Below are 23,842 nucleotides of genomic sequence, written 5' to 3' on the forward strand. Positions count from 1 at the left end.
GGCAGGTGGCGCGTGGATGGTGGCGTGTCTGTCTTGTTATGGGGTGACGGCGCGTTCAGCCGCGTGACTGGCCTTCCGGCGGGGCGCTATCGGCACCCGAGGGTGAGGCGTCGTCGTCCGCCGCAAGGCCCAGGCGCTTGCGGCGCGCTTGCGCTTCGTCGATCTGCGCCTGCACGGCGGCGGAGACATGCTCCGTGTTCTTCGGTCCTAGCCCTTGTGCCGCCAGTGCGGCTTTCTTCTCTCTCGCACGCGCCAAGGCTGCCTGGATGATGGCCTGCTTGCGCGCCGTCGCAGCGGCGGCTTCGTCGGCTGCGGGGGAGGCGGCCGGCGCCACGTCAGCGGTTTGCGCTACCGGCGACGCGTCGTGCTCGGTGGTGGATTTCGAGGGCGCCGAGGGCGCGCCGGGTGCCACTCGCGCCGCGCGAGCGGCCAGACGCGCTTCGCGCGCCGCCCGGTCCTTCGCGAGACGGGCCTGATGCGCCTCGAAATGCGAGCGCGCGTCGTCGGCTTGCGTCTGCGACCACGCGTCCCAGCCGGTACGCTCGCCGGTGACCGGCACCATGTCGATACAGTCGACGGGGCAGGGCGGCACGCAGAGATCGCAGCCGGTGCAGCGATCTTCGATCACGGTATGCATCAGCTTGGCGGCGCCGACGATGGCGTCCACGGGGCAGGCCTGTATACAGAGCGTGCAACCGATGCACAGCGATTCGTCGATGACGGCGCGCGGGCGGGGGCGCTCGGTGCCATTGTCCGGATTCAGCGCAATGATGGGGCGCTCCAGCAGCCTGGCCAGACGCGCGACGCCCTCGGCACCACCCGGCGGGCACTGGTTGTAGCTGGCTTGCCCGCTGGCGATGGCGTCGGCATATGGGCGGCACCCGGCGTAACCGCACTTGGTGCACTGCGTCTGGGGCAAAAGGGCATCGATGCGCTGCGCGAGCGCGCTAACTTCGGACACGTCGTTTGAGGGGGATTCGGCGGAAAGTCGAATTATCCTGCATTTTCCGGAAACACTGAAACCGATGTGCCATAATTCCGCCCGATGAGAACGACCGGCCGATCATGACAACACCTCAAACCAAGATCAAACGGGACCCCGAACGCACTCGCCAGCGCATTCTTGCCGCGGCGATCGAGGAGTTTGCGGAGCGGGGTTCAAGCGGTGCGCGCGTGGACAGCATCGCACGCCGAGCCGACATCAACGAACGCATGCTGTACTACTACTTCGGCAACAAGGACCAGCTCTACCTGGCGGTGCTCGAAGAGGTCTATGGCGAGTTCAACCGCGCGGAACATGCGCTCAAGCTCGACGTGCTGGCGCCGCTCGACGCCGTGGCCGAGCTGGCCCACTTCGTCTGGGACTATTACGCCGACCATCCGGAACTGATCCGGCTCATCAACAACGAGAATCTGCACGACGCAAAGTCGATGCGTCAGTCGACCGAGATTCGTCAGCAGGTCTCGCCGATTGTCGAACTGCTCGCGCAGACGCTCAAGCGCGGCGAGGCCAGCGGCGAAATCCGACAGGGCGTGGATCCGGTCGACCTGTACGTGACGATCTCGGCCATGGGGTATTACGTGATGTCGAACCGCCACACGCTGTCGATCGTGATGGGACGCGACTTCATGGCCAGCGACGTGCGCCAGTCGCATTCGGCTTTCAACACGCAAATGCTGCTGGATTCATTGCGCACGCGATGATCGGGTGAGCGCGTACGGCGCTTGCCGCATCGCCCGTCAAAACAAAACCGCCGCGTGGGCCGAAGCCCCGCGGCGGTTTTGTCATCTTGGTTCGCGTAACCGGCGCCGGTTCAGGCGTGCTTGGCGATGAAGTCGCGAATCTGCGGATAGATCACGTTGCGCCAGCGGCTGCCGGAGAAGATACCGTAATGACCGCACGCCGGGGCGGTGAAATGCGCCCGGTGCTTGGCGGGGATGCCGATGCACAGCTCATGTGCGGCTTGCGTCTGACCGCTGCCCGAGATGTCGTCCAACTCACCCTCGATGGTGAAGAGCGCCGTGGTTTTGATGTCTTGCGGACGAACCCGCTGGCCGGCCACATCCCACGTGCCGCGCGCAAGGCTGAAGTCCTGGAAAACGGTCTTGATCGTATCGAGGTAGTACTCGGCGGCCATGTCGAGCACCGCGTTGTACTCGTCGTAGAAACGACGGTGCGAGTCAGCGTCGTCGTTGTCGCCGCGTACCAGATCCAGATAGAAGTCCCAGTGCGAAGTCAGGTGACGGTCGGGATTCATCGCCACGAACCCGGCATGCTGCAGGAAGCCCGGGTAGACCAGCCGCCCCGAGCCCGGATAGTTGGCGGGCACCGGGTGGATCACGTGATTCTCGAACCACTCGTACGACTTGTTCGTCGCGAGCGAGTTGACCGACGTCGGGCTCTTGCGCGCGTCGATCGGGCCGCCCATCATCGTCATGGTCTTGGGCGTCGTTTCGCCATTCGATGCCATCAGCGAGATCGCCCCGAGCACCGGCACGGTCGGCTGGCACACCGAGATGACATGCAGGTTTTCCGCGCCGATGTGGCGAATGAATTCCTGGATGTAGGCGACGTAGTCGTCCAGATGGAACGCGCCGGCCTCGAGCGGCACCATGCGGGCATCGACCCAGTCGGTGATGTAGACCTTGTGATCCTTGAGCAGCGTGGCGACCGTGTCGCGCAGCAAGGTGGCGTGGTGACCGGAGAGCGGCGCGACCACGAGCACGACAGGGTCGTCCTTGAGCTGCCCGACGGCGCTGGCGTCGTCGGCGTAACGCTTGAAGCGAAGCAGGCGACAGAACGGCTTTTCCATCGCCGTCATTTCCACGACCGGAATATTATGGCCGTCGACGTTGACGGCCTTGATATCGAACTCGGGCTTTTCGTAGTCCTTGCCGAGCCGGTAGAGCAGCTCGTATCCCGCGGCGATACGTGGGGCGCCCGGCATCATGGCCAGCAGGCTGCCCGGGTTGACGAACGTGGTCGCCGCCGCCTTGGCCCAGGTGGTGAGGGGATTCAACCACGCACGGTTGTACTCATGAATCTGATACAGCATGTTGTGTGCCCTGACCCGGATGATTGGGGAATTATGCAACCGTTTATCGCGGCTGTGCAACGCAGCATAACCCTGATATATCGGATTTTGGAATCTTGCCCATAGGTTTTGACTATTTTGACAATTGTTTTCAATTATCGTTGCTGCACTGCAACAATTTGGGACGAAAAAAAGCCCGCCGGGTGGCGGGCTCGTCATCGATGACGCTTGAGACGCTTGAGACGCTTAGGGCGCTTAGGGCGCTTAGCGCAGCACTTGGGCGATGGCCGAAGCGACGCGGTCGATGTTCTTGTCGTTGAGCGCTGCCACGCAGATACGGCCCGTGCTCACGGCGTAGATACCGAATTCTTCGCGCAGGCGTTCAACCTGGTCGGCGGTGAGGCCCGAATAAGAGAACATGCCGCGTTGCTTGATCACGAACGAGAAATCGCGTTCCACGCCATGCGCACGCAGCTTCTCGACCAGGGCGAGACGCATGGCGCGGATGCGCTCACGCATTTCCGCCAGTTCCTCTTCCCACAGGGCGCGCAGTTCGGCGCTGCCCAGCACGGCGGCGACGACCGAGCCGCCGTGCGTCGGCGGGTTCGAGTAGTTGGTGCGGATCACGCGCTTGAGCTGCGAGAGCACGCGCGCCGACTCGTCCTTGCTGCCCGTCACGATCGACAGGGCGCCCACGCGCTCGCCATACAGCGAGAACGACTTCGAGAACGAGCTCGACACGAAAAAGTCCAGGCCGGCGGTGGCGAACAGGCGCACCACGGCGGCGTCGGCGTCGATGCCGTCACCGAAACCTTGATAGGCGATGTCGAGGAACGGCACCAGCTTGCGGGCCTTCACGACCTCGACGACTTGCGCCCACTGGTCCATCGACAGGTCGACGCCGGTCGGGTTGTGGCAGCAGGCGTGCAGCACGACGATGGTGCCTTCGGGTTCCTTGCCGAGCATGTCGAGCATGCCCGTCAGGTTCACGCCGTGCGTTTCGGCGTCGTAGTACGGGTACGAGACGACATTGAAGCCGGCCTGCATGAACAGCGCGCGGTGGTTTTCCCAGCTCGGGTCGCTGATGGCCACGGTGGCGTTCGGGTTCAGTTGCTTGAGGAAGTCGGCGCCGATCTTGAGCGCACCGGTGCCGCCCAGGGCTTGCGCGGTGACCACGCGGCCTTCGGCCAGCACGGGCGATTCCTTGCCGAACAGCATTTCCTGCACGGCCTTGTCATAGGCGGCAATGCCTTCGATCGGCAGATAGCCGCGCGGCAGACCGGCGGCCACGCGTTGTTCTTCGGCTGCCTTCACGGCCTTGAGCAGCGGCAGTTTGCCTTCCGCATTGAAGTACACGCCCACGCCCAGGTTCACTTTCTCGGTGCGGTGATCGGCGTTGTAGGCTTCGTTCAGGCCAAGGATGGGGTCGCGCGGGGCGAGTTCGACAGCGGAGAACAGGGTCATTTCGACGGCTCGAGGCAGGTAGTGGGAAAACGCGGCGGATCGGCGGTATTCGACGCGCGACCAGCGCAACGCGATATTTTAGCGAAGATTCCCCGCGCTTGTGGGAAACACCGGCCGCACCGCGCGAAATCGTGCTATTTCGGCACGAAAACTGCCACGGATTGCCAGAATTTGACGACATTGCCGAGGCGGGGAGCGGTGGGGCGGCGCATCGGGTGCCCCTGTCGCCGATGCCCGACCGGCTGTCACCGATGGGACTCAGGGAATCGTCCGACGCGCTAGAATGCTCGATTACGTCCCACATGCTTGCGCGCTTGCCATGACTCCTGCGGCTGACAACGATCTCGACGAAAGCAAGTTCCTGACGTTTCCGGACTCGCCCTATCAGCTCTACTGCCCGTTCCCCGCGGCTGGTGATCAGCCGACGGCCATCGCCCAGTTGACCGAGGGCGTGGAGGACGGGCTAGCCTTCCAGACCTTGCTTGGCGTGACCGGCTCCGGCAAGACGTTCACGATGGCGAATGTCATCGCGCGCCTTGGCCGCCCGGCCATCGTGTTCGCTCCCAACAAGACGCTCGCCGCGCAGCTCTACTCGGAATTCCGCGAGTTCTTCCCGCGCAATGCGGTGGAGTACTTCGTCTCGTACTACGACTATTACCAGCCGGAAGCCTACGTTCCGCAGCGCGATCTCTTCATCGAGAAGGATTCGTCCGTCAACGAACACATCGAGCAGATGCGTCTGTCGGCGACGAAGAGCCTGCTGGAGCGGCGGGATGTGGTGATCGTGGCGACCGTCTCGGCGATCTACGGTATCGGCAATCCGAGCGAATATCATCGGATGATTCTGACCGTGCGGCAGGGCGACAAGCTTGGGCAGCGCGAGATCATCGCGCGCCTGATCGCGATGCAGTACACGCGCAACGAAACCGACTTCGGTCGCGGCACGTTCCGCGTGCGCGGCGACACCATCGACATCTTCCCCGCGGAACACGCCGAACTGGCGTTGCGCGTGGACCTGTTCGACGACGAAGTCGATACGCTGCAACTGTTCGATCCGCTCACGGGACGAGTCCGACAGAAGGTGCCGCGCTTCACGGTCTATCCGTCGTCGCACTACGTGACGCCGCGCGACACGGTGCTGCGCGCCATCGAGACGATCAAGGACGAGTTGCGCGAGCGCCTCGACTTTTTCTACAAGGAAGGGAAGCTGGTCGAGGCGCAGCGCCTTGAGCAGCGCACGCGTTTCGATCTGGAGATGCTGCAGGAGCTGGGGTTCTGCAAGGGCATCGAGAATTACTCGCGGCATCTGTCAGGTGCGGCGCCGGGCGAGCCGCCGCCGACCCTCGTCGACTACCTGCCGCCCGATGCGTTGATGTTTCTCGACGAATCGCACGTCCTTATCGGGCAGTTCAACGGCATGTACAACGGCGACCGGGCGCGCAAGGAAAACCTCGTCAACTACGGCTTCCGCCTGCCGTCGGCGCTCGATAACCGTCCGCTCAAGTTTGCGGAATATGAACGCAAGATGCGCCAGGCGATCTTCGTGTCGGCGACGCCTGCCGATTACGAGGCAAAGCGCACCGGGCAGGTGGTGGAGCAGGTGGTGCGTCCGACCGGATTGATCGACCCGATCATTATCGTGCGTCCGGCCCAGACGCAGGTCGACGATGTGCTGAGCGAGATCAACAAGCGCGTGGCCGTGGGAGAGCGCGTGCTCGTGACCACGCTCACCAAGCGCATGTCCGAGCAGTTGACCGACTATCTGTCGGATAACGGCGTGAAGGTCCGCTATCTGCACAGCGACATCGATACCGTCGAGCGCGTGGAGATCATCCGCGACCTGCGTCTGGGCGCGTTCGACGTGCTGGTCGGGATCAACTTGCTGCGCGAGGGGCTGGATATTCCCGAGGTGTCGCTCGTGGCGATCCTCGATGCGGACAAGGAGGGGTTTCTGCGTTCCGAGCGATCATTGATTCAGACGATCGGGCGTGCGGCACGTAACGTCAACGGGACGGCCGTCCTCTATGGGGACAAGATGACCGATTCGATGACGCGCGCGATCGGGGAGACGGAGCGTCGCCGTGCCAAGCAGATGGCGCACAACGAGGCGCACGGCATCGTGCCGCAGGGCGTGAAGAAGCGGATCAAGGACATCATCGACGGTGTCTACGACCCGCAGGACGCCAAGGCGGAACTGGCTGAAGCCAAGGAGCAGGCGCACTACCAGGACATGTCGGAAAAGCAACTGGCGCGCGAGATCAAGAAGCTCGAGAAGCAGATGCAGGAGCATGCCCGCAACCTGGAGTTCGAGAAGGCCGCCAAGGTGCGCGACCAGTTGCTGCACGTCAAGGCGCTGGTGTTCGGCACCGATGGGGCGAGCGAGGCGGAATTGGGGCCGAAATGATGAGAGCGACATCGGTTCTTTTTGTGTGCATGGGCAATATTTGCCGCTCCCCAAGCGCGGATGGCATCTTTCGTCACCGGCTGGCCACGGCTGGGCTCGCGGACGCGATCGCCGTCGATTCGGCGGGCACGCACAGCTATCACCTCGGTCACGCGCCAGATGAACGCACGCAGGCCGCTGCCGAGCGGCGCGGCTATGACCTGAGCGCCCTGCGCGCGCGCCGCGTCGAGGCCGACGACTTCGTGCGCTTCGAATGGATCGTGGCGATGGATGATGCCAATGTTGCCGAACTCATGGCGCGCTGCCCGGTTGAGTATCGTCACAAGATCGTGCGTCTGATGGACTTCGCGACGCGGCACGACGCCACCGAAGTGCCCGACCCGTATTACGGCGGTGCGCAAGGCTTCGAGACCGTGCTCGACTATATCGAAGACGGGCTCGACGGCCTGCTGGCGCATCTGGAAAAGCACCGCTGACGTTCGGCAAAGCCGGTTGGCGCGGTAGATCCTGTAGTACTGTGCTTCTCTCCTTTCTTTCCACCCCGTTTGCCATCGATGTTCAACTCGCTCATTTCGTATTGGCGTAAATGGCGCGCTTCGCGTCACGCCGGCCATCAACTCGACGAACTGCTCGCGCACGCCGATCCGGCGGCGCCGCTGGCTGTCCGAAACCAATGGCTGATCGAATTGGCGCACTGGGTGCAAAAGCGCGGCGCGCTCGTCAACGAGACACGCGGAGCCGGGGAGGCGGCACGCTATCGCCCGCACACGCGGCTGCGCTATCTATTGCAGATGCTCGAGCGCAACCCCGCATGGCGACTTCCGGTGGCGCGCACGTTGCGCAGCGTCGTCGCCGAGAGCGACGCCATTTCACTGCTGTGCGATACCGGCATGCCGGTGCGCCCGGGATTCTGGGGCGCGCTGGTCGAGCGTATCGAGACGGCGCTGATCCCGCCACCGCCGACGCGGCGCGATCTCTCGGCGCTGTGCTCGCTGATGTTTCCCGATGGCGACGCCGCCGACTGGATCGCCGCCATGCCACCGGAATTGCTGGCCGACCTCATCGCGCTGTTGCATGAGGGCGAGGAGGCGGATGACAACGCCGACTGGAACCCGTTCGGCGAAGACTTGCTCGTGGCGATGCACCACCTCGTCGACCAGATTGCCTCGACCGGGCTGTCGCAGGCGGTGCGCTCGCGTCTGACGTATCCGCGCGCCACCGAATCGCCGTTCTACCAGCTCGGACGCGCCATGCAGGCGCTCGAATCGGCCGGGCAGGCGTTTGCGCGCGGCGCCCCGCCGTCGCAGCCCTTCGTGCAGCAGATCAACGTGTTCCGCGCGCTGATCGACGACTGCGCGCGCGCGGCGCGTCAGGTCTATGCCCACCTGGACGAGAACGGCGTGAGCGTGGACATCGTGTTTCAGGTCGAGCGCACCAAGGCGCGGATCCGTCGGCTCGAGCGTCTGCTCGAAGCGTGGCTGACGCACGGCGAGCGCGGCGATCGCACCGCGGCGCGGGTGCGGCTCCTCGCCGACCTGGTGCGCGCGAACCGGGCAAGCCAGAGCGTGGGTGAGTTGGCGCGCACGTCGTTCGGGTTGCTCGCGCGCAAGGTCGTCGAGCGCAGCGCCGAGACGGGCGAGCATTACATCGCCCGCAACCGCAGCGAATACTTCACCATGTTGAAGATGGCGTGCGGCGGCGGGCTGGTGACGGTGGTGACCGTCTACGTCAAATTCCTGATTGCTGGCGCGCACCTGCCGACCGTCGTGGAGGGCTTCCTGGCCGGGGCGAACTACGCGCTCTGCTTCCTCTTCATGCACTTCTGCCATTTCACGCTCGCGACCAAGCAGCCGGCCATGACGGCGCCGGCCATTGCCCGCAAGCTCGACGATGTCGATACACCTGCCGGCATGGATGCCTTCGTGGGCGAAGTCATTGCGCTCGTGCGTACGCAAGCGGCCGCCATCTTCGGCAATCTGGCGGTGGTGTTCCCGTTCTGCCTGCTGGTGCAGTGGACAGTGTCGGCGGCGCTCGGCATGAACACGATCCCGCCCGAAAAGGCGCACGCGACGCTGACGTCGTTCTCGATTCTGGGCGTCACCCCCGTGTTTGCGGCCATGACGGCGGTGCTGTTGTGGTTCTCCAGCCTGATTTCGGGCTGGGCCGACAACTGGTTCGCGCTGCACGGCATCGGGGATGTCCTGGCGTACAACCGGCGCCTGCGCTTCGTCCTCGGCCGCAGTGGGGCGGCACGGCTGGCGGACGCGTGCCGCCGCCACATCGCGCCAGTGCTCGGGAATCTGACGCTCGGCTTCATGCTGGGACTCGTGCCGGCGGTGCTCACGGCGTTCGCGTTGCCGTTCGAGGTGCGTCACGTGACGCTGTCGACCGGCTCGATCGCAACGTCGATCGGCGTGCTGGGCATGCCGGTGCTGCGCGATCCGGCGCTATGGCTGGCCGTTGCTGGCGTCGGGTCGATGGCGCTGCTCAACGTCGGCGTGAGTTTTGCGTTAGCCTTCCACATGGCGCTCAGATCGCGTCCCCTGCGATTGGGCGACCGCCGGCAAATCCACCGTGCCCTCTGGCGCGCCGTGCTGCGCAATCCTCTGGTGCTGCTGTTCCCCCTGCGCCCCCCGCAGGCGAAGGCGCGTCCCGAAAATTAACAAATTTCCCAAGCGGGCGAGGGAACTTTCGCAAAAAATGGGCCAGAAGTACTTGACTGAAATCGTAGGGAATTTATACTTGACGAAAATAGTCGAGATTAATCCCCAGCATCATCATGAGACTTACCACGAAAGGCCGTTTCGCCGTCACGGCGATGATCGACCTGGCCATGCGCCAGGACGCGGGTCCCGTGACGCTTGCGGGCATTAGTCAGCGTCAGCGGATTTCCCTCTCTTACCTGGAACAGTTGTTCGGCAAGTTGCGCCGCCACGAGATCGTGGAGAGCGTGCGCGGGCCGGGCGGCGGCTACAGCCTGGCGCGTCGCGCGGAAGAGGTGACGGTCGCGGACATCATTATCGCGGTCGACGAACCGCTGGACGCCACGCAGTGCGGCAGCAAGGGCAATTGCGAGAAGGGCCAGGACGGCCATCGCGGCCACTGCATGACGCACGAGCTGTGGGCGACGCTCAACCAGAAGATGGTCGAGTATCTCGATTCGGTTTCGCTGCGCGACCTCGTCGAGCAGCAGCGCAGCAAGCAGGCCCAGCAGGCCGTGCTGCGCGACACGCGCGAGTCCGGCACTCCCAACCAGACCATTGCCACGCGCATTCCCAATTCGGTCTTCGATATGGCCCGTTCCTAAACTGGCGCCACGGCACGATCCTGGAGCACCCCATGAAAAACGACACCCTCAACCTCCCCATCTACATGGATTACAGCGCCACGACGCCGATTGACCCGCGCGTCGTGGACAAGATGTTGCCGTACCTGCGCGAGCAGTTCGGCAACCCGGCGTCGCGCAGCCACTCGTTCGGCTGGGCTGCCGAGCAGGCCGTGGAAGAGGCGCGCGAGGAAGTGGCCAAGCTGGTGAACGCCGATCCGCGCGAAATCGTCTGGACGTCGGGCGCCACCGAGTCGAACAACCTCGCCATCAAGGGCGCGGCGCACTTCTACCAAGGCAAGGGCAAGCACCTGATCACGGTGAAGACCGAGCACAAGGCGGTGCTCGACACGACGCGCGAGCTGGAGCGCGAAGGCTTCGAAGTCACGTATCTGGACGTCAAGGACGACGGTCTGCTCGATCTGGACGTCTTCAAGGCCGCGCTGCGTCCGGACACGATCCTCGTGTCGGTCATGGCCGTGAACAACGAGATCGGCGTGATCCAGGACATCGAGACGATCGGTGAGATCTGCCGCGAAAAGGGCATCATCTTCCACGTCGACGCCGCACAGGCCACCGGCAAGATGCCCATCGACCTGGCCAAGCTGAAGGTCGACCTGATGTCGTTCTCGGCGCACAAGACGTATGGCCCGAAGGGCATCGGCGCACTGTATGTGCGTCGCAAGCCGCGCGTGCGTATCGAGGCACAGATTCACGGCGGCGGTCACGAGCGCGGCATGCGCTCGGGCACGCTCGCCACGCACCAGATTGTGGGTATGGGCGAGGCGTTCCGTCTGGCGCGTGAAGAGATGGCGACCGAAAACGAGCGCGTGCGCATGCTGCGCGATCGCCTGCTGCGCGGTCTGACGGAAATGGAAGAAGTGTATGTGAACGGCGACATGGAAAAGCGTGTGCCGCACAACCTGAACATCAGCTTCAATTTTGTCGAGGGCGAGTCGCTGATCATGGCGATCAAGGATGTCGCGGTGTCGTCGGGTTCGGCGTGCACGTCGGCCTCGCTGGAGCCTTCGTACGTATTGCGTGCCCTGGGTCGCAACGACGAACTGGCGCACAGCTCGATTCGCTTCACCGTGGGTCGTTTCACGACCGAGCAGGAAGTCGACTACGTAATCGACCTGCTCAAGGCCAAGATCGGCAAGCTGCGCGATCTCTCGCCGCTGTGGGAAATGTACAAGGACGGGGTCGATCTGAATTCGATCCAGTGGGCCGCACACTGAGCATTCAAGGAGTTAGCCATGTCGTACAGCAAGGAAGTTCTGGATCACTACGAAAACCCGCGCAACGTCGGTTCGTTCGAAAAGGGCGATGACGCCGTCGGCACGGGCATGGTCGGCGCACCGGCGTGCGGCGACGTCATGAAGCTGCAGATTCGCGTGAACGAAGCCGGCGTGATCGAAGACGCCAAGTTCAAGACCTACGGCTGCGGGTCGGCGATTGCCTCGTCGTCGCTGGTCACCGAGTGGGTCAAGGGCAAGACGCTCGATCAGGCGCTCGATATCAAGAACACCCAAATCGCGCAGGAACTGGCGCTGCCGCCGGTGAAGATTCACTGCTCGATCCTGGCCGAAGACGCCATCAAGGCGGCCGTGGCCGACTACAAGCAGAAGCACGGCCAGACGGCCGAGCCGGCCAAGGCTGCGTGATCGGCACGACGGATAAAGGAATCAGGCAACCATGGCCATTACTTTGACCGAGAAGGCCGCGCAGCACGTTTCGCGTTATCTGACGCGGCGCGGCAAGGGCGTGGGCCTGCGGCTGGGCGTGAAGACGACCGGCTGCTCGGGCCTGGCCTACAAGCTGGAATACGCCGACGAAGTGGCGGGCGAGGACACGGTCTTCGAGAGCCACGGCGTGAAGGTGATCGTCGATCCGAAGAGTCTGCCGTATATCGACGGCACCGAGTTGGACTTCGCACGCGAAGGCTTGAACGAAGGATTTCGCTTCAACAATCCGAACGTCAAGGATGAGTGCGGCTGCGGCGAGTCGTTCCGCATCTGACGCCGCGCCGTTGCGCGCGATCGTCGGGTTCCGGCAGGACGACGAAGGCCAATGGGTCGCGCGTCTGGCGTGCGGGCACGGGCAACATGTCCGGCATCTTCCCCCGTGGCAGATCCGGACATGGACGCAAAGCGAGGCGGGCCGCGACGCGATGCTCGGCACGCTGTTGCGCTGCCGCAAATGTGAACGCGGCGAGCCGCCCGATGCGTGAGGCGCTCGCCCCGCTCGGCGGCGGCAGACGTGGCCGCAGGATGGGAGCGATAGGTCGATAGGTCGTCGAATCGGCGGACGGTTCGGCAGCCCAGCAGCAGCGTAGGCAACCAGGCGGCGCGAGCCGCTTTTTTTACGGGCCGAAGGCGGATGGCATGGCGCGAATGGCGCGACGTCCTCTGCATCGACGCCCGAGATGGATGATGAGTGCGCGATGAGTGCATTGACTGAGAACTACTTCACGCTGTTCGATCTGCCGCAGCGCTTCACGCTCGACAGCGACGCGCTCGACGCGGCCTACCGGGCCGTGCAATCGCGCGTGCATCCGGATCGATTCGCGAGTGCGAGCGATGCCGAGCGCCGCGTGGCCATGCAATGGGCCGCGCAGGCGAACGCCGCCTACCGCACGCTGCGCGATCCGCTGCAGCGCGCGACGTATCTGCTCACGCTCCAGGGCATCGATGTGGGCGCGGAGAATAACACCGCGATGGCCCCCGATTTCCTGATGCAGCAGATGGAGTGGCGCGAAGCCATCGACGACGCCGTGGACGCGCGCAATATCGGCGCCCTGGAGGCCCTCGCCAAGTCGTTGCGCGACGATCGTCGCGTGCGGCTCGCCAAGCTGGGCGACTGGCTCGAGAGTCAGGCATGGCAACCCGCCGCCGAAGCTGTGCGGCAACTGATGTTCATTGCGCGCGCCGACGAAGACATTGCGCAGCGCATCGAAATGCTGGAAAACGCGTGACGGCCCGGTGCGGCGCCGTCACATGTCATTGAGAACTGCTTGAGAACAGGGCGCCCGCGCGAGCGCGTCGCCCGCATTGCAAAGTCATGGCCCTTCTGCAAATTTCCGAACCCGGCATGTCCCCCGCGCCGCACCAGCGGCGACTGGCCGTGGGCATCGACCTGGGCACGACGCATTCGCTCGTGGCCTCCGTCCGTAGTGGCGTCGCTGAAGTGCTCCCGGACGAACAGGGCCGCGTGCTGCTGCCGTCCGTCGTGCGCTATCTGGGCGGTCCCCGTACCCAGATTGGCTACGACGCCCGTGCGGCCGCCGCCAGCGATCCGCGCAACACCATCGTCTCCGTCAAGCGCTTCATGGGCCGGGGCCTGGCCGATGTCGCCCATGCCGACAACGCGCCGTACGATTTCGTCGACGCGCCGGGCATGGTGCAGATGACGACCGCGGGTGGCGTCAAGAGCCCGGTGGAAGTGTCCGCCGAAATCCTCGCCACGTTGCGTCAGCGCGCCGAAGACACGCTCGGCGACGATCTGGTGGGCGCGGTGATCACCGTGCCCGCATATTTCGACGACGCGCAGCGTCAGGCCACCAAGGACGCCGCGCGTCTGGCCGGCCTGAACGTGCTGCGTCTGCTCAACGAGCCGACGGCGGCCGCGATCGCCTACGGTCTCGACAATGCCGCGGAAGGGCTTTACGCCGTCTACGATCTGGGCGGCGGCACCTTCGACATCTCGATCCTGCGCCTGACAAAGGGCGTGTTCGAAGTGCTTGCGGCGGGTGGCGATTCCGCGCTCGGCGGCGACGACTTCGATCAGGCGATCTATCGCTGGGCGGTGGCGGCGGCCGGTCTTGACGCGGCCTCGCTCACGCCTGAAGACGTGCGTGGCTTGCTCGATCACGCGCGCACCGCCAAGGAAGCGTTGACCGACGCCGCGCAAACGACGATCGGCCTCACGCTGTCCGGTGAGCGCACGCTCGCGCTGACCCTCACGCGCGAGCAATTCACGGCGCTGGGCGCGCCCCTCGTGCAACGCACGATCGGCCCGATGCGCAAGGCGCTGCGCGATGCCGGCATGGGCCCGGAAGACGTCAAGGGCGTCGTGCTCGTTGGCGGGGCGACGCGCATGCCGCAAGTGCGCGAGGCCGTGGCGAGCTTCTTCGGTCGCGAACCGCTGACCGATCTCGACCCGGATCAGGTGGTCGCGCTCGGCGCCGCCGTGCAGGCCAACCTGCTGGCCGGCAATCAGGCCGAAGGCGACGACTGGCTGCTGCTCGACGTGATTCCGCTGTCGCTCGGGGTCGAGACGATGGGCGGCCTCGTCGAGAAGATCATTCCGCGCAACGCCACGATTCCTGTGGCGCGCGCGCAGGAGTTCACCACATTCAAGGACGGCCAGACGGCGATGGCCGTTCATGTGCTGCAAGGCGAGCGTGAGCTGGCGTCCGATTGCCGGTCGCTGGCCCGGTTCGAGTTGCGCGGCATTCCGCCGATGACCGCCGGCGCGGCGCGTATTCGCGTGACGTACCAGGTCGATGCGGATGGGCTGCTCTCGGTCTCCGCGCAGGAGTTGCACTCGGGCGTGGCGGCCTCCATCGAAGTCAAGCCGTCGTACGGCCTGGCGGACGACGATATCTCGCGCATGCTGCAAGACAGCTTTGGCGCGGCCGAGGCGGACATGCGTGCGCGTGCGCTGCGTGAGCAGCAGGTGGAAGCCGAGCGTTTGCTGGTGGCGATCGACAGCGCCTTGCAGGCCGATCCGGAACTGCTCGACGCCGACGAGCGCGCGCAGATCGACGGCTTGCTGGACGACTTGCGCCAGAAGGCGTCCGGTGACGATCAACTCGCCATCAAGACGGCGACCGAAACGCTCTCGCACGCGACCGATGCGTTTGCCGCACGCCGCATGGACAAGAGCATCCGCGCAGCGCTGGCCGGCCGGCGCGTGGCGGACATCGACAAACTGTAAGACACACACGGAAAGCCAAAGTCATGCCTCAAATCGTTGTATTGCCTCACGTCGAGCTGTGTCCTGAAGGCGCGGTGCTGGACGTTCCGACGGGAACCACCGTGTGCAGAGCGTTGCTGGACAACGGCATTGAAATCGAACACGCGTGCGAGTTGTCGTGCGCGTGTACTACGTGCCACGTGATCGTGCGCGAGGGCTTCGAGGCACTGGAGCCGGCCGAAGACGAGGAAGAGGATCTGCTCGACAAGGCCTGGGGCCTGGAGCCGACGTCGCGCCTGTCGTGCCAGGCGAAGATGCCCGCCGACACCGATCTGGTCGTCGAGATTCCGAAGTACACGATCAACCACGCCAAGGAAAGCCACTGAGCGGCGCCGTTTGGCGTTGCGTGGCGACACGTGAGAAGAAGAGGACCCTGCCCATGAAATGGACCGACATTCAGGACATCGCGATTGCCCTTACCGAGGCACATCCCGACATCGACCCGCAATACGTGCGCTTTACCGACCTGCATCAATGGGTGATGGCGCTCGACGGCTTCGACGACGCGCCCGACCGTGCCGGTGAGAAGGTGCTCGAAGCGATCCAGATGGCGTGGATCGACGAGGTCTGACCCGACGAATCGACGAATCGACGGATCGCGCCTGGCGCGCGACGCTGCCGCAGACGCAAAAGCCGCTCCTGACGAGCGGCTTTTGCGTTAACGCGAGGCCAGTCGCGGCCCGAACGGGGGGGGCTTATCCGGCGCGCACCAGCCCGTTGTTTTCGAGCCGCACACGATCGCCCGGCTGCACACCGGGTGCCGATTGATACGTCCAGTAACGCGTCTTGCCGGTATCCATGCGCACGTAGACGCGATACACGGTCTCGGCGCGAACGCGCTTCTCGACTTCGTTGCCGGCCAGGCCGCCGCCCAGTGCGCCGACCACCGTCATCGCCGTGCGGCCGTTACCCGCGCCGAACTGGTTGCCGAGCAACCCCCCGGCCACGGCACCGCCGACGGCACCCAGGCCCGAGGCCTGGCCTTGCGTGCTGATCGGTTCCACCGACTGCACGGTGCCGCAGGTCGAGCACGTTGCAGCCTGGCGCTGTGCCGGGGCTGCCGACGATTGCGCATAGGACGGCTGCGGGGCAGGGGCCCGTTGTGCCGGCGCCCGCTGCGACGCGTATTGCGCTTGCTGTGGCGTGTACTGTGCCTGCTGCGGGGCTTGTTGTGCCTCTGACGTTTGCGGGCTGCGCATGGCGCTGGACGACGGCTGTGGCGTCGACGTCAGCGCGTACTGCGAATGATCGACGATCGGTGTGGGGCCGTCGGTGCTCTTGGCGACAGGGAGCACGCCTGTGATGGCGGCAACGCCGAGCAGGCTGACGACCACGATGCTGCCGGCGGCGGCAGCGACCAGCGGATGCATGCGGCGCGGTTGCAGATCGTTATCCATGTGGTTTTTCTCCATCGTGCGGTTGTCGCGACCTCCTTTCGGCGTGCTGGCGTGCACGGGAGGTTTCGCATGAGACAAGTCTCCGCCATGGCAAGCGCATCATCCGTTTCATTGTGTAACGCGATGTAAGGTCTGCATCGCGGCGGCGCAGGGTGAGTGTCCTTCGATATCTTTCTAAGTCAATGAAAGATATGGAATTTTTTGTTGTTTGGCGGCGCGCATGCACCATGCTCGCGCCCGGTTGTCCTAACAAATGAAACAAGTTGCGCCAGACGGCGAGCGGGCGATGCGTATGCTGGGCATGCAGGGAAGGCGCGCGCATAATGGCGCGCATTGCCCGTCAACGTCCTCCTTCTCGCCGACGCGACCCCACGCCATGATCGATACGCTGCCGCCGCTGGACACCCCGCTCGACGCCTCAAGCCACTCGCGTCTCTATCCGTACGTGGTGCAACGCGCGTGGGTCGACGCGCACGATCCGCAAGGGGAGGTCAGCGAGCCGTTTTCCGACGATGTCTTCGTGACGCTCGTGTTCGACGGTCCGGCTGGGTTGCGCCGGCTGCAGCGCGAGGATCTATGTGCGGCCGGCCTGACGTTCGAGGAAGCCTTTACGCAAGCCGCATCCAACCTCTCGCGCGCATGGACGGCGCGTCACTTCGAGTTCGGCATTGCGCGGCTCGACGACGGCACACCGATCGCTGGTTGTCGCGGCAATTGGATGGCACCAGCCGGGGGCCTGGTGCTGGGAAATCTCTACCAGTCGATGGTCGAGCATTTCGAGGTGACGGACTTTGCGGCCGTCGCCGTCAATCGCACGCTGCTGCTCGCGTTTCCGACCGACGCCAAGACGCTGTCGTCGCTGGCGCTGCGGCAATTGGTCGAGGGGGCGTCGAGCGGTGCGATTCTCCCCATCGCCCGCAGTTGGCTGCGGCTCGATGGGGAGTGGCCGTCCGCCTATCGCGGCGTTCCGGCCTTCTGAGCCTTCCGAGTCGCTTATGCCGGCTACCCGGCTCAGTCTTCGCGACGCAGGTGCGGGAACAGCAGCACGTCGCGAATGTTCGGGCTGTCGGTGAGCAGCATGATCAGCCGATCGATGCCGATACCGCAGCCGCCCGTCGGGGGCATGCCGTACTCGAGCGCGCGAATGTAATCAGCGTCGTAGTACATGGCCTCTTCATCGCCCGCGTCCTTCTGCTCGACCTGCGCGCGAAAGCGTGCGGCCTGGTCTTCCGGATCGTTCAACTCCGAGAAGCCGTTCGCGATCTCGCGGCCGGTGATGAACAACTCGAAGCGCTCGGTGATGCCCGGCACGGTATCCGATTCGCGCGCAAGCGGCGAGACTTCCACCGGATAGTCGACGATGAAGGTCGGCTCCCACAACTGACTCTCGGCCGTCTCTTCGAACAGTGCCAGTTGCAGCGCGCCAAGGCCGGCGTTCTTGAACTGCGGTGCGTCGACCTTCACGCCGTACTTGCCCAGCGCACCGCGCACGAATTCGATATCGGCCAGTTGCGCGTCGGTGTACTCGGGCGCGTACTTGCGGATCGCTTCGACGATCGTCAGGCGGTGGAACGGCTTTGACAGATCCAGTTCGCGGCCCTGGTATTCGATGGTCGCGGTGCCGCGCGCGTCGACCGCTGCGTTGCGGATCAGCGCTTCGGTGAAGTCCATCAGCCAACGGTAGTCCGTATAGGCCGCGTAGAACTCCATCATCGTGAATTCCGGATTGTGGCGCGGCGACACGCCTTCATTGCGGAAGTTGCGGTTGATCTCGAACACACGCTCGAAGCCGCCGACGATCAGGCGCTTCAGATACAGCTCCGGCGCGATACGCAGATACATCTGCATGTCGAGCGCGTTGTGGTGCGTGATGAACGGCTTGGCCGCGGCGCCGCCCGGAATCGGGTGCAGCATCGGCGTCTCGACTTCCATGAAGTCGGCGTCCGTCATGTACTTGCGCATCGAGGCGATGGCCTTCGCGCGGGCGCGGAACGTGGTGCGCGTCTCGGGCGAGGTGATCAGGTCGACGTAGCGCTGGCGATACTTCGTTTCCTGGTCGGACAGGCCGTGAAACTTGTCCGGCAGCGGGCGCAGCGCCTTGGCGAGCAGACGCAGCTCCGTCACCTTGACCGACAGTTCGCCGGTGCGCGTGCGGAACAGCGTGCCGTTCGCAGCGATGATGTCGCCGATGTCCCAGCCCTTGAAGGCGGTCATGGCATCGGCGCCGACGTCGGTAGTGCTGATGAAGAACTGGATCTGACCGCTGCCGTCCTGCACGGTGGCGAAGGCGGCCTTGCCCATCACACGCTTGAGCATCATGCGACCGGCCACGGACACGGGAACGGGCTCGGCTTCGAGCGCTTCATTCGCCACATCCTGGTAGCGCGCCTGCAGGTCGCCGGCGTGCTGCTCGGGACGGAAGTCGTTCGGGAACGCTACGCCGCTGGCACGCAGCGCCTGCAGTTTCTCGCGACGCTCCGCGATGAGCTTGTTGTCGTCGTGCGGCAGGTCGCCAGCCGGGGTGCCCGTGTGGGCCGGAGTATTTTGATCGGTCATGATGCGAGCGATGAGGTTATTCGGTAAAACGCAGCGTGTGCAGCAGGGCATTCTTGAGCACGCCATCGGGCGCACCCAGCCAGATCAGTTCGGTGCGGTCCTGACGCGGACCGGCATTGGCCGCCGCACTCGGGTCTCGCACGAACAGCGCCGCGATCGCCTGTGAGCGCGGCTCATACAAAATGTGGACATACTCGCTCGGGCAATCGTGTGGCTTGCAGCTCTGCACCAGCAACCAGGGCTTGCCGGCGACGCTCACGCGTTGCGACGGCGTCGATGTCCCGCCCTGACGCACCCACGCGGGAACATTGCGTGGCGTGATGATGCGCGCATAGGCCCCCGAGAAGTCCGGGCGCTTGAGCAATTCATGCAGGTACGGTCCCGTGTCGGGACTTGCACCCGGTGCGCCCGGTGTACTGGCCGGGGCAGCCACGGCGGCGCGCTGCAGGCACAGCGCGCTCACCACCCACACGGCTAGCGTGCGGACAAACGCCATTCCTTACACTCCCTGCTTGAGACTCGCTGAGATGAAGTCGTCCAGATCGCCGTCAAGCACCTTGCCGGTGTTGCCGGTTTCCACGCTGGTGCGCAGGTCCTTGACGCGCGACTGATCGAGCACGTAAGAGCGAATCTGATGGCCCCAGCCCACATCGGTCTTGCTCGACTCCAGCTTGTCCTGCTCGGCACGACGCTTGCGCATCTCGTGCTCGAACAGGCGCGAGCGCAGCATGTCCCACGCTTCGGCACGGTTGCGGTGCTGCGAACGGTCGTTCTGGCAGGCGACGACGATGCCCGTCGGGATGTGCGTCAGACGAACGGCGGAGTCGGTCTTGTTGATGTGCTGACCGCCTGCACCGGACGCGCGATACGTGTCGGTGCGCACGTCGGCCGGATTGATGTCGATCTCGATCGAGTCATCCACTTCCGGGTACACGAACAGGCTGGCGAACGACGTGTGGCGACCGCCCGACGAGTCGAACGGCGACTTGCGCACCAAACGGTGCACGCCGGTTTCCGTCCGCAGATAGCCGTAGGCGTAATCGCCGGTGACCTTCAGCGAGGCGCTCTTGATGCCCGCGACGTCGCCGTCCGACACTTCGAGCACTTCGGCCTTGAAGCCCTTGCGTTCGCAGTAGCGCAGATATTGGCGCAGCAGCATGCCGGCCCAGTCGTTGGCCTCGGTGCCGCCGGCGCCGGCCTGGATGTCGATGAAGCAGTTGTTCGGGTCGGCCGGGTTGTTGAACATCCGGCGGAATTCCATCTCGCCCACGCGCGCGGCGAGGCTCTGCGTGTCGCTTTCGAGCGCCAGCAACGAGTCTTCATCGCCCTCGTCGCGGGACATGTCGAACAGTTCCTGCGTATCGGACAGGCCGGCGTCGAGTTCGGTCAGGTTGGTGACGATGCTGTCGAGCGCCTTCTTTTCCTTGCCCAGTGCCTGCGCGCGCTTGGAATCGTTCCAGATGTTGGGGTCTTCGAGTTCTTTGTTGACTTCAGTCAGGCGAGCTTGCTTGACATCGAAGTCAAAGATACCCCCTGAGCTCGCCGACGCGGGTGCGCAGGTCGGCGAGCAGGGATTCAAGTGCGTTAAGGCGTTCGGCTTCCATGAGCTATGACGGGTGCGAATTCGGGGAAACCGCGATTATAGCGCAGCAAAGGCTCGGTTCCCCCACTTTTCCCGGGCGGTTGGCGCGTTCCGGAGCCCCCACCGCCGGCCGCGCTGGACAGATTTCGTGTCGGTACGCAACACGGCCGGCGTTCAGCCCTGGGCGTGCTCGACGATCATCTGGACCCGTGACACGCCATTGAACGTGTCAGCGGCCAGTCGATAGGCAAATCGCGCACGGCTGGGCAGGGTATCGGCGTGATTGAACCAGATGGCATTGAAGCGCATGCGCCCGCGACCGAGCTGCAACTTCAGGTGCTTGTCCTTGAGGATGGCTTGCGAGAGCACGTCGAATTCCCCCGAGAACACGGGCGGCGGGAAACCCTGTCCCCACACTTGCGCGTCGAGCAGGGCGACGAACGGCGGCACGAAGCACTCGTCACCGATATCGCCATCGGTTTCGATCACGCGCGAGAGCGCCTTCTCGTCGAGCCACGCCTGTCCCACGGCTTCGAACGCCGCCTGGAAGCGTGGCAGGGCGTCGGCGGCGATCGTGAGGCCCGCGGCCATCGCATGTCCGCCGAATTTGGCGATGAGACCCGGTTCGCGCTTGGTGACGAGATCGAGCGCGTCGCGCAGGTGAAAGCCGGGGATCGAGCGGCCGGAGCCCTTGATCTGAGCGTCGTCGCCGGGGGCGAACACGATGGTCGGACGGTAGAACTTCTCTTTGAGCCGCGCGGCCACGATACCGATCACGCCCTGATGCCACGTCTCGTTGAAGGCGCACAGCGTGGTGGCAGCGCGCGGGTCGAAGCGCGCCAGGTCGGCCAGCGCTTCCTGCTGCATCCCCGCTTCGATCTCCCGGCGCTCGCGATTCATTGCATCGAGTTCCTGCGCGAGCGTCCAGGCGCGGGCGTCGTCGTCCGTGAGCAGGCATTCGATGCCGAGCGACATGTCTGCGAGGCGTCCGGCGGCGTTCAAGCGCGGACCGAGGCCGAAGCCCAGATCGAAACTGCCCGCTTGCCGCGCGTTGCGGGCGGCCGCGCGAAAGAGCGCGTTGATGCCCGGATGCATGCGCCCGGCGCGCATGCGTGAGAGGCCCTGCGCGACCAGGATGCGATTGTTGGCGTCGAGCTTGACCACGTCCGCGACCGTGCCCAGCGCGACCAGATCGAGCAGCGTGTCGAGCCGCGGCTGCTCGCGCGCGTCGAACGCCCCGCGGGTGCGCAATTCGGCGCGCAGCGCGAGCAGGACGTAGAACATGACGCCGACCCCGGCCAGATTCTTGCTCGGGAATTCGCAGCCTGGCTGGTTGGGATTGACGATGCAGCGTGCGTTGGGCAGCTCATTGCCCGGCAGATGGTGATCGGTCACCACGACTTCGATGCCGAGCGCCTGCGCGGCGGCCACGCCGTCGAGGCTGGCAATGCCGTTGTCGACGGTGATCAGCACGTCGGGCGGCCCTGCCTTGCCTTGCGCGGCCAGGGCCACGATCTCCGGCGTCAGGCCGTAGCCGTATTCGAAGCGGTTCGGCACCAGGTACTCGACCTTGGCGCCGAACATGCGCAGGCCGCGCACGGCCACGGCGCAGGCGGTCGCGCCATCGCAATCGTAGTCGGCCACCACGAGCAGGCGCTTGCCGGCGGCGATGGCGTCGGCAAGGAAGGCCGCGGCGTCCTGCGCGCCCTTCAGTTGCGTCGGGGGGATCAGGCGAGACAGCGCCGTTTCGGTCTCGGCATGCTCGGCCACGCCGCGTGAGGCGAACAGGCGGGCGAGCACCGGGTGGATGCCCTCGCGCGCGAGGGCGTCGGCCGTCGCGTCGTCGACCTGACGGGTGACGATGTCGGTCATGCGACGTCCTCGCCCAGGCGGGAGAACGCCGCCACGCGACTGGCGAGCGCCTGACGGCGCCAGAACTTGCGCAGGTCGCCGCTGCGCGAGCGGATCGTCACGCTGTGGCTGTCGCCGCACAGGGTGAGCGAGACTTCGCGGGCTTGGCCCTTGCTCACGCGCGCGAGCGCCGGTGCCAGCCACGTGCGGTCGATCTCGACGAGAGCATCGCGCCAGCGCGCCCAATCTTCCGTCAGGAAGTACGGCGTCAATGTATCGATCTGCACGACGGTTCTGCCGTTCGCGGCGGCGAGGCCGGCGTCCGTGCCGTGCAGCGCGATTTGCAGATGGTTCGCCAGGCCCCGGGTGGCGGGGGCGTCCGCCAGGATCGTCACGCATGGCCGGTTCAGGCGCGGCGCGGCGATGCGTTCGCCGCCGCCGTACAGCCAGATCGCATTGACCGGTGGCAGGCCGCGGGCTTCGCGCGCCTGATTGGCCGGATGGTCGTACCAGGCCATCTGGACTTCGTTCTGCCACTTGCGCCACGTCAGTTCGGCCTTGCCCTGCGGCAGCCAGATGTCGACGTTGCGCCCGGCCGCGCGCGCGGGCGACGCGCTCAGCAGGTCGCCCAACGCCGGCGCGCTCAGATACCACCGGTCCGGACGCGGCGCGTGCAACTCGCCGCCGACCTCCGCTAACAGGGTATGCGCGGTGGCGAACAGGGCGGCAGATTCCTCGGGGCTCAGCGCCAGTTCGGCGGGATCGGTGAGCACCAGATGGTCGGTGGCGATGTGGATGTGCGCGGGTTGCGCGCAGTACCAGAACCGGGTGTCGAGCATGCCGCTGTCCTCGAACCGCATGTACGGCGCGAGCGGGGCACGCGACGGTCCGCGGGGCAGGCCAAAGGCTTCGGTCAGCCAGCGCTCGTGCGGCAGCGTGGGGACAAACGGGTCGGCCGGCACGTCCTGCGCCGCCTGGACGCCGCGCGCGAGCAACTTTTCGAGCGCAGGCAACTCCAAGTCGGCCAGCAGTGCGGGCAAATGGGCCGACGCGGGCAACGCGAACGGCAAGAGAAAGTGCAGGGCAGGTGTATCCATGTCGAGGCGAATTGTATGGCAAACTTCGCGCTGGCAGTTGGGTGACCCTGACGTCAGGCGTTGAACGTGCGGTGCGTCGGGCCGGGCCAAGATTGGCAGGAGGCCGCGGGCTGGCCGGAGTTCGGCCAGGTGTTGGCCAGATGGCGGCGTCGTA

Annotated in this window: 23 protein-coding genes; 14 read left to right on the forward strand and 9 right to left on the reverse strand. The window is 65.0% G+C overall.

The window, feature by feature from the left end:
• Nucleotides 1-55: 55 nt before the first annotated feature.
• The gene (gene rsxB, locus PEP31012_RS11845; RefSeq protein WP_150589533.1) at nucleotides 56-961 is read right to left on the reverse strand and encodes an electron transport complex subunit RsxB; all 906 of its coding nucleotides are present in this window, start codon (nucleotides 959-961) and stop codon (nucleotides 56-58) included.
• A gap of 104 nt (nucleotides 962-1,065) precedes the next feature.
• On the opposite strand from rsxB, the gene PEP31012_RS11850 reads away from it, so the two are divergent.
• Nucleotides 1,066-1,704 carry a TetR family transcriptional regulator gene (locus tag PEP31012_RS11850; RefSeq protein ID WP_150589534.1) on the forward strand — a complete coding sequence of 213 codons (639 nt, stop codon included), beginning with the start codon at nucleotides 1,066-1,068 and terminating at the stop codon, nucleotides 1,702-1,704.
• A 110-nt stretch (nucleotides 1,705-1,814) separates the two neighbouring features.
• On the opposite strand, the gene PEP31012_RS11855 is transcribed toward PEP31012_RS11850, so the two are convergent.
• Together PEP31012_RS11855 and PEP31012_RS11860 are read right to left on the reverse strand one after the other, a co-directional pair.
• The gene (locus PEP31012_RS11855; RefSeq protein WP_150589535.1) at nucleotides 1,815-3,056 is read right to left on the reverse strand and encodes a polyhydroxyalkanoate depolymerase; all 1,242 of its coding nucleotides are present in this window, start codon (nucleotides 3,054-3,056) and stop codon (nucleotides 1,815-1,817) included.
• Nucleotides 3,057-3,299: 243 nt separating this feature from the next.
• Nucleotides 3,300-4,499, reverse strand: a complete 1,200-nt coding sequence (locus tag PEP31012_RS11860) for an amino acid aminotransferase (protein ID WP_150589536.1) — start codon at nucleotides 4,497-4,499, stop codon at nucleotides 3,300-3,302.
• A 319-nt stretch (nucleotides 4,500-4,818) separates the two neighbouring features.
• Between PEP31012_RS11860 and uvrB the strand changes: the two genes are divergently transcribed.
• The 12 genes from uvrB to iscX all read left to right on the forward strand — a co-directional run bounded on the left by uvrB (nucleotide 4,819) and on the right by iscX (nucleotide 15,776).
• Nucleotides 4,819-6,903, forward strand: a complete 2,085-nt coding sequence (gene uvrB, locus PEP31012_RS11865) for an excinuclease ABC subunit UvrB (RefSeq protein ID WP_150589537.1) — start codon at nucleotides 4,819-4,821, stop codon at nucleotides 6,901-6,903.
• Nucleotides 6,903-7,379: a low molecular weight protein-tyrosine-phosphatase gene (locus PEP31012_RS11870; protein WP_174978223.1), complete on the forward strand. Its 477-nt coding sequence runs from the start codon at nucleotides 6,903-6,905 to the stop codon at nucleotides 7,377-7,379. Before uvrB ends, PEP31012_RS11870 begins: the two co-directional genes overlap by 1 nt.
• A 78-nt stretch (nucleotides 7,380-7,457) precedes the next feature.
• Nucleotides 7,458-9,566, forward strand: coding sequence for a site-specific recombinase (locus tag PEP31012_RS11875; protein WP_150589539.1), 2,109 nt, complete (start codon nucleotides 7,458-7,460; stop codon nucleotides 9,564-9,566).
• Nucleotides 9,567-9,682: 116 nt separating this feature from the next.
• Nucleotides 9,683-10,210 carry a Fe-S cluster assembly transcriptional regulator IscR gene (gene iscR, locus PEP31012_RS11880; RefSeq protein WP_150589540.1) on the forward strand — a complete coding sequence of 176 codons (528 nt, stop codon included), beginning with the start codon at nucleotides 9,683-9,685 and terminating at the stop codon, nucleotides 10,208-10,210.
• Between the two features lie 32 nt (nucleotides 10,211-10,242).
• Nucleotides 10,243-11,466, forward strand: a complete 1,224-nt coding sequence (locus PEP31012_RS11885; protein ID WP_150589541.1) for an IscS subfamily cysteine desulfurase — start codon at nucleotides 10,243-10,245, stop codon at nucleotides 11,464-11,466.
• 18 nt (nucleotides 11,467-11,484) lie between these two features.
• Entirely contained in the window at nucleotides 11,485-11,892 is a 408-nt protein-coding gene (gene iscU, locus PEP31012_RS11890) for a Fe-S cluster assembly scaffold IscU (protein WP_017234964.1), read from the forward strand.
• Between the two features lie 31 nt (nucleotides 11,893-11,923).
• Entirely contained in the window at nucleotides 11,924-12,247 is a 324-nt protein-coding gene (gene iscA / locus PEP31012_RS11895) for an iron-sulfur cluster assembly protein IscA (RefSeq protein WP_150589542.1), read from the forward strand.
• The gene (locus tag PEP31012_RS11900) at nucleotides 12,213-12,458 is read left to right on the forward strand and encodes a DUF3565 domain-containing protein (RefSeq protein WP_150589543.1); all 246 of its coding nucleotides are present in this window, start codon (nucleotides 12,213-12,215) and stop codon (nucleotides 12,456-12,458) included. The genes iscA and PEP31012_RS11900 overlap by 35 nt, the downstream gene beginning before the upstream one ends.
• 213 nt (nucleotides 12,459-12,671) lie before the next feature.
• Nucleotides 12,672-13,202: a Fe-S protein assembly co-chaperone HscB gene (gene hscB, locus PEP31012_RS11905; protein ID WP_150589544.1), complete on the forward strand. Its 531-nt coding sequence runs from the start codon at nucleotides 12,672-12,674 to the stop codon at nucleotides 13,200-13,202.
• 86 nt (nucleotides 13,203-13,288) lie between these two features.
• Nucleotides 13,289-15,166, forward strand: coding sequence for a Fe-S protein assembly chaperone HscA (gene hscA, locus PEP31012_RS11910; RefSeq protein ID WP_150589545.1), 1,878 nt, complete (start codon nucleotides 13,289-13,291; stop codon nucleotides 15,164-15,166).
• A 23-nt stretch (nucleotides 15,167-15,189) separates the two neighbouring features.
• A complete protein-coding gene (gene fdx, locus PEP31012_RS11915; RefSeq protein WP_130025554.1) occupies nucleotides 15,190-15,531 on the forward strand; it encodes an ISC system 2Fe-2S type ferredoxin in 342 nt (113 codons plus the stop codon).
• A gap of 53 nt (nucleotides 15,532-15,584) precedes the next feature.
• Nucleotides 15,585-15,776: a Fe-S cluster assembly protein IscX gene (gene iscX, locus PEP31012_RS11920; RefSeq protein ID WP_017234969.1), complete on the forward strand. Its 192-nt coding sequence runs from the start codon at nucleotides 15,585-15,587 to the stop codon at nucleotides 15,774-15,776.
• A gap of 124 nt (nucleotides 15,777-15,900) precedes the next feature.
• On the opposite strand, the gene PEP31012_RS11925 is transcribed toward iscX, so the two are convergent.
• On the reverse strand, nucleotides 15,901-16,602 hold the full coding sequence (locus PEP31012_RS11925) for a glycine zipper 2TM domain-containing protein (protein ID WP_150589546.1): 702 nt from the start codon (nucleotides 16,600-16,602) through the stop codon (nucleotides 15,901-15,903).
• Nucleotides 16,603-16,978: 376 nt separating this feature from the next.
• Here PEP31012_RS11925 and PEP31012_RS11930 point away from each other — a divergent pair, with 376 nt between their 5' ends.
• Entirely contained in the window at nucleotides 16,979-17,581 is a 603-nt protein-coding gene (locus tag PEP31012_RS11930; protein ID WP_150589547.1) for a hypothetical protein, read from the forward strand.
• Nucleotides 17,582-17,613: 32 nt separating this feature from the next.
• Here PEP31012_RS11930 and lysS read toward each other — a convergent pair whose 3' ends face one another.
• The 5 genes from lysS to PEP31012_RS11955 form a co-directional block, all read right to left on the reverse strand.
• The gene (lysS, locus tag PEP31012_RS11935) at nucleotides 17,614-19,158 is read right to left on the reverse strand and encodes a lysine--tRNA ligase (protein WP_150589548.1); all 1,545 of its coding nucleotides are present in this window, start codon (nucleotides 19,156-19,158) and stop codon (nucleotides 17,614-17,616) included.
• A gap of 16 nt (nucleotides 19,159-19,174) precedes the next feature.
• Nucleotides 19,175-19,654 carry an Ivy family c-type lysozyme inhibitor gene (locus tag PEP31012_RS11940; protein ID WP_150589549.1) on the reverse strand — a complete coding sequence of 160 codons (480 nt, stop codon included), beginning with the start codon at nucleotides 19,652-19,654 and terminating at the stop codon, nucleotides 19,175-19,177.
• Between the two features lie 3 nt (nucleotides 19,655-19,657).
• Nucleotides 19,658-20,762, reverse strand: a protein-coding gene (prfB, locus tag PEP31012_RS11945) for a peptide chain release factor 2 (RefSeq protein ID WP_174978208.1) whose coding sequence is annotated in 2 segments (ribosomal slippage) — nucleotides 19,658-20,689 and nucleotides 20,691-20,762 — 1,104 coding nt in all. Because the reading frame shifts where the segments join, the coding sequence is not laid out codon by codon here.
• Between the two features lie 152 nt (nucleotides 20,763-20,914).
• Entirely contained in the window at nucleotides 20,915-22,612 is a 1,698-nt protein-coding gene (gene recJ / locus PEP31012_RS11950; protein ID WP_150589551.1) for a single-stranded-DNA-specific exonuclease RecJ, read from the reverse strand.
• Entirely contained in the window at nucleotides 22,609-23,688 is a 1,080-nt protein-coding gene (locus PEP31012_RS11955) for a regulator (RefSeq protein ID WP_150589552.1), read from the reverse strand. The genes recJ and PEP31012_RS11955 overlap by 4 nt, the downstream gene beginning before the upstream one ends.
• Nucleotides 23,689-23,842 lie beyond the last annotated feature (154 nt).

The sequence above is a fragment of the Pandoraea eparura genome (genome assembly GCF_902459725.1).
In the GTDB taxonomy this organism is placed as follows: Bacteria; Pseudomonadota; Gammaproteobacteria; order Burkholderiales; family Burkholderiaceae; genus Pandoraea; species Pandoraea eparura.

Bases quoted from the DNA above. Each gene is read 5' to 3' on its own strand.
- iscU (WP_017234964.1), top strand. From the start codon at position 11,485: ATGTCGTACAGCAAGGAAGTTCTGGATCACTACGAAAACCCGCGCAAC.
- PEP31012_RS11940 (WP_150589549.1), bottom strand. From the start codon at position 19,654: ATGGCGTTTGTCCGCACGCTAGCCGTGTGGGTGGTGAGCGCGCTGTGC.
- iscR (WP_150589540.1), top strand. From the start codon at position 9,683: ATGAGACTTACCACGAAAGGCCGTTTCGCCGTCACGGCGATGATCGAC.
- PEP31012_RS11930 (WP_150589547.1), top strand. From the start codon at position 16,979: ATGATCGATACGCTGCCGCCGCTGGACACCCCGCTCGACGCCTCAAGC.
- hscB (WP_150589544.1), top strand. From the start codon at position 12,672: ATGAGTGCATTGACTGAGAACTACTTCACGCTGTTCGATCTGCCGCAG.
- PEP31012_RS11850 (WP_150589534.1), top strand. From the start codon at position 1,066: ATGACAACACCTCAAACCAAGATCAAACGGGACCCCGAACGCACTCGC.
- lysS (WP_150589548.1), bottom strand. From the start codon at position 19,158: ATGACCGATCAAAATACTCCGGCCCACACGGGCACCCCGGCTGGCGAC.
- PEP31012_RS11900 (WP_150589543.1), top strand. From the start codon at position 12,213: ATGAGTGCGGCTGCGGCGAGTCGTTCCGCATCTGACGCCGCGCCGTTG.
- PEP31012_RS11925 (WP_150589546.1), bottom strand. From the start codon at position 16,602: ATGGATAACGATCTGCAACCGCGCCGCATGCATCCGCTGGTCGCTGCC.
- fdx (WP_130025554.1), top strand. From the start codon at position 15,190: ATGCCTCAAATCGTTGTATTGCCTCACGTCGAGCTGTGTCCTGAAGGC.
- PEP31012_RS11955 (WP_150589552.1), bottom strand. From the start codon at position 23,688: ATGGATACACCTGCCCTGCACTTTCTCTTGCCGTTCGCGTTGCCCGCG.
- uvrB (WP_150589537.1), top strand. From the start codon at position 4,819: ATGACTCCTGCGGCTGACAACGATCTCGACGAAAGCAAGTTCCTGACG.
- hscA (WP_150589545.1), top strand. From the start codon at position 13,289: ATGGCCCTTCTGCAAATTTCCGAACCCGGCATGTCCCCCGCGCCGCAC.
- iscX (WP_017234969.1), top strand. From the start codon at position 15,585: ATGAAATGGACCGACATTCAGGACATCGCGATTGCCCTTACCGAGGCA.
- PEP31012_RS11860 (WP_150589536.1), bottom strand. From the start codon at position 4,499: ATGACCCTGTTCTCCGCTGTCGAACTCGCCCCGCGCGACCCCATCCTT.
- PEP31012_RS11885 (WP_150589541.1), top strand. From the start codon at position 10,243: ATGAAAAACGACACCCTCAACCTCCCCATCTACATGGATTACAGCGCC.
- PEP31012_RS11870 (WP_174978223.1), top strand. From the start codon at position 6,903: ATGAGAGCGACATCGGTTCTTTTTGTGTGCATGGGCAATATTTGCCGC.
- recJ (WP_150589551.1), bottom strand. From the start codon at position 22,612: ATGACCGACATCGTCACCCGTCAGGTCGACGACGCGACGGCCGACGCC.
- PEP31012_RS11855 (WP_150589535.1), bottom strand. From the start codon at position 3,056: ATGCTGTATCAGATTCATGAGTACAACCGTGCGTGGTTGAATCCCCTC.
- PEP31012_RS11875 (WP_150589539.1), top strand. From the start codon at position 7,458: ATGTTCAACTCGCTCATTTCGTATTGGCGTAAATGGCGCGCTTCGCGT.
- iscA (WP_150589542.1), top strand. From the start codon at position 11,924: ATGGCCATTACTTTGACCGAGAAGGCCGCGCAGCACGTTTCGCGTTAT.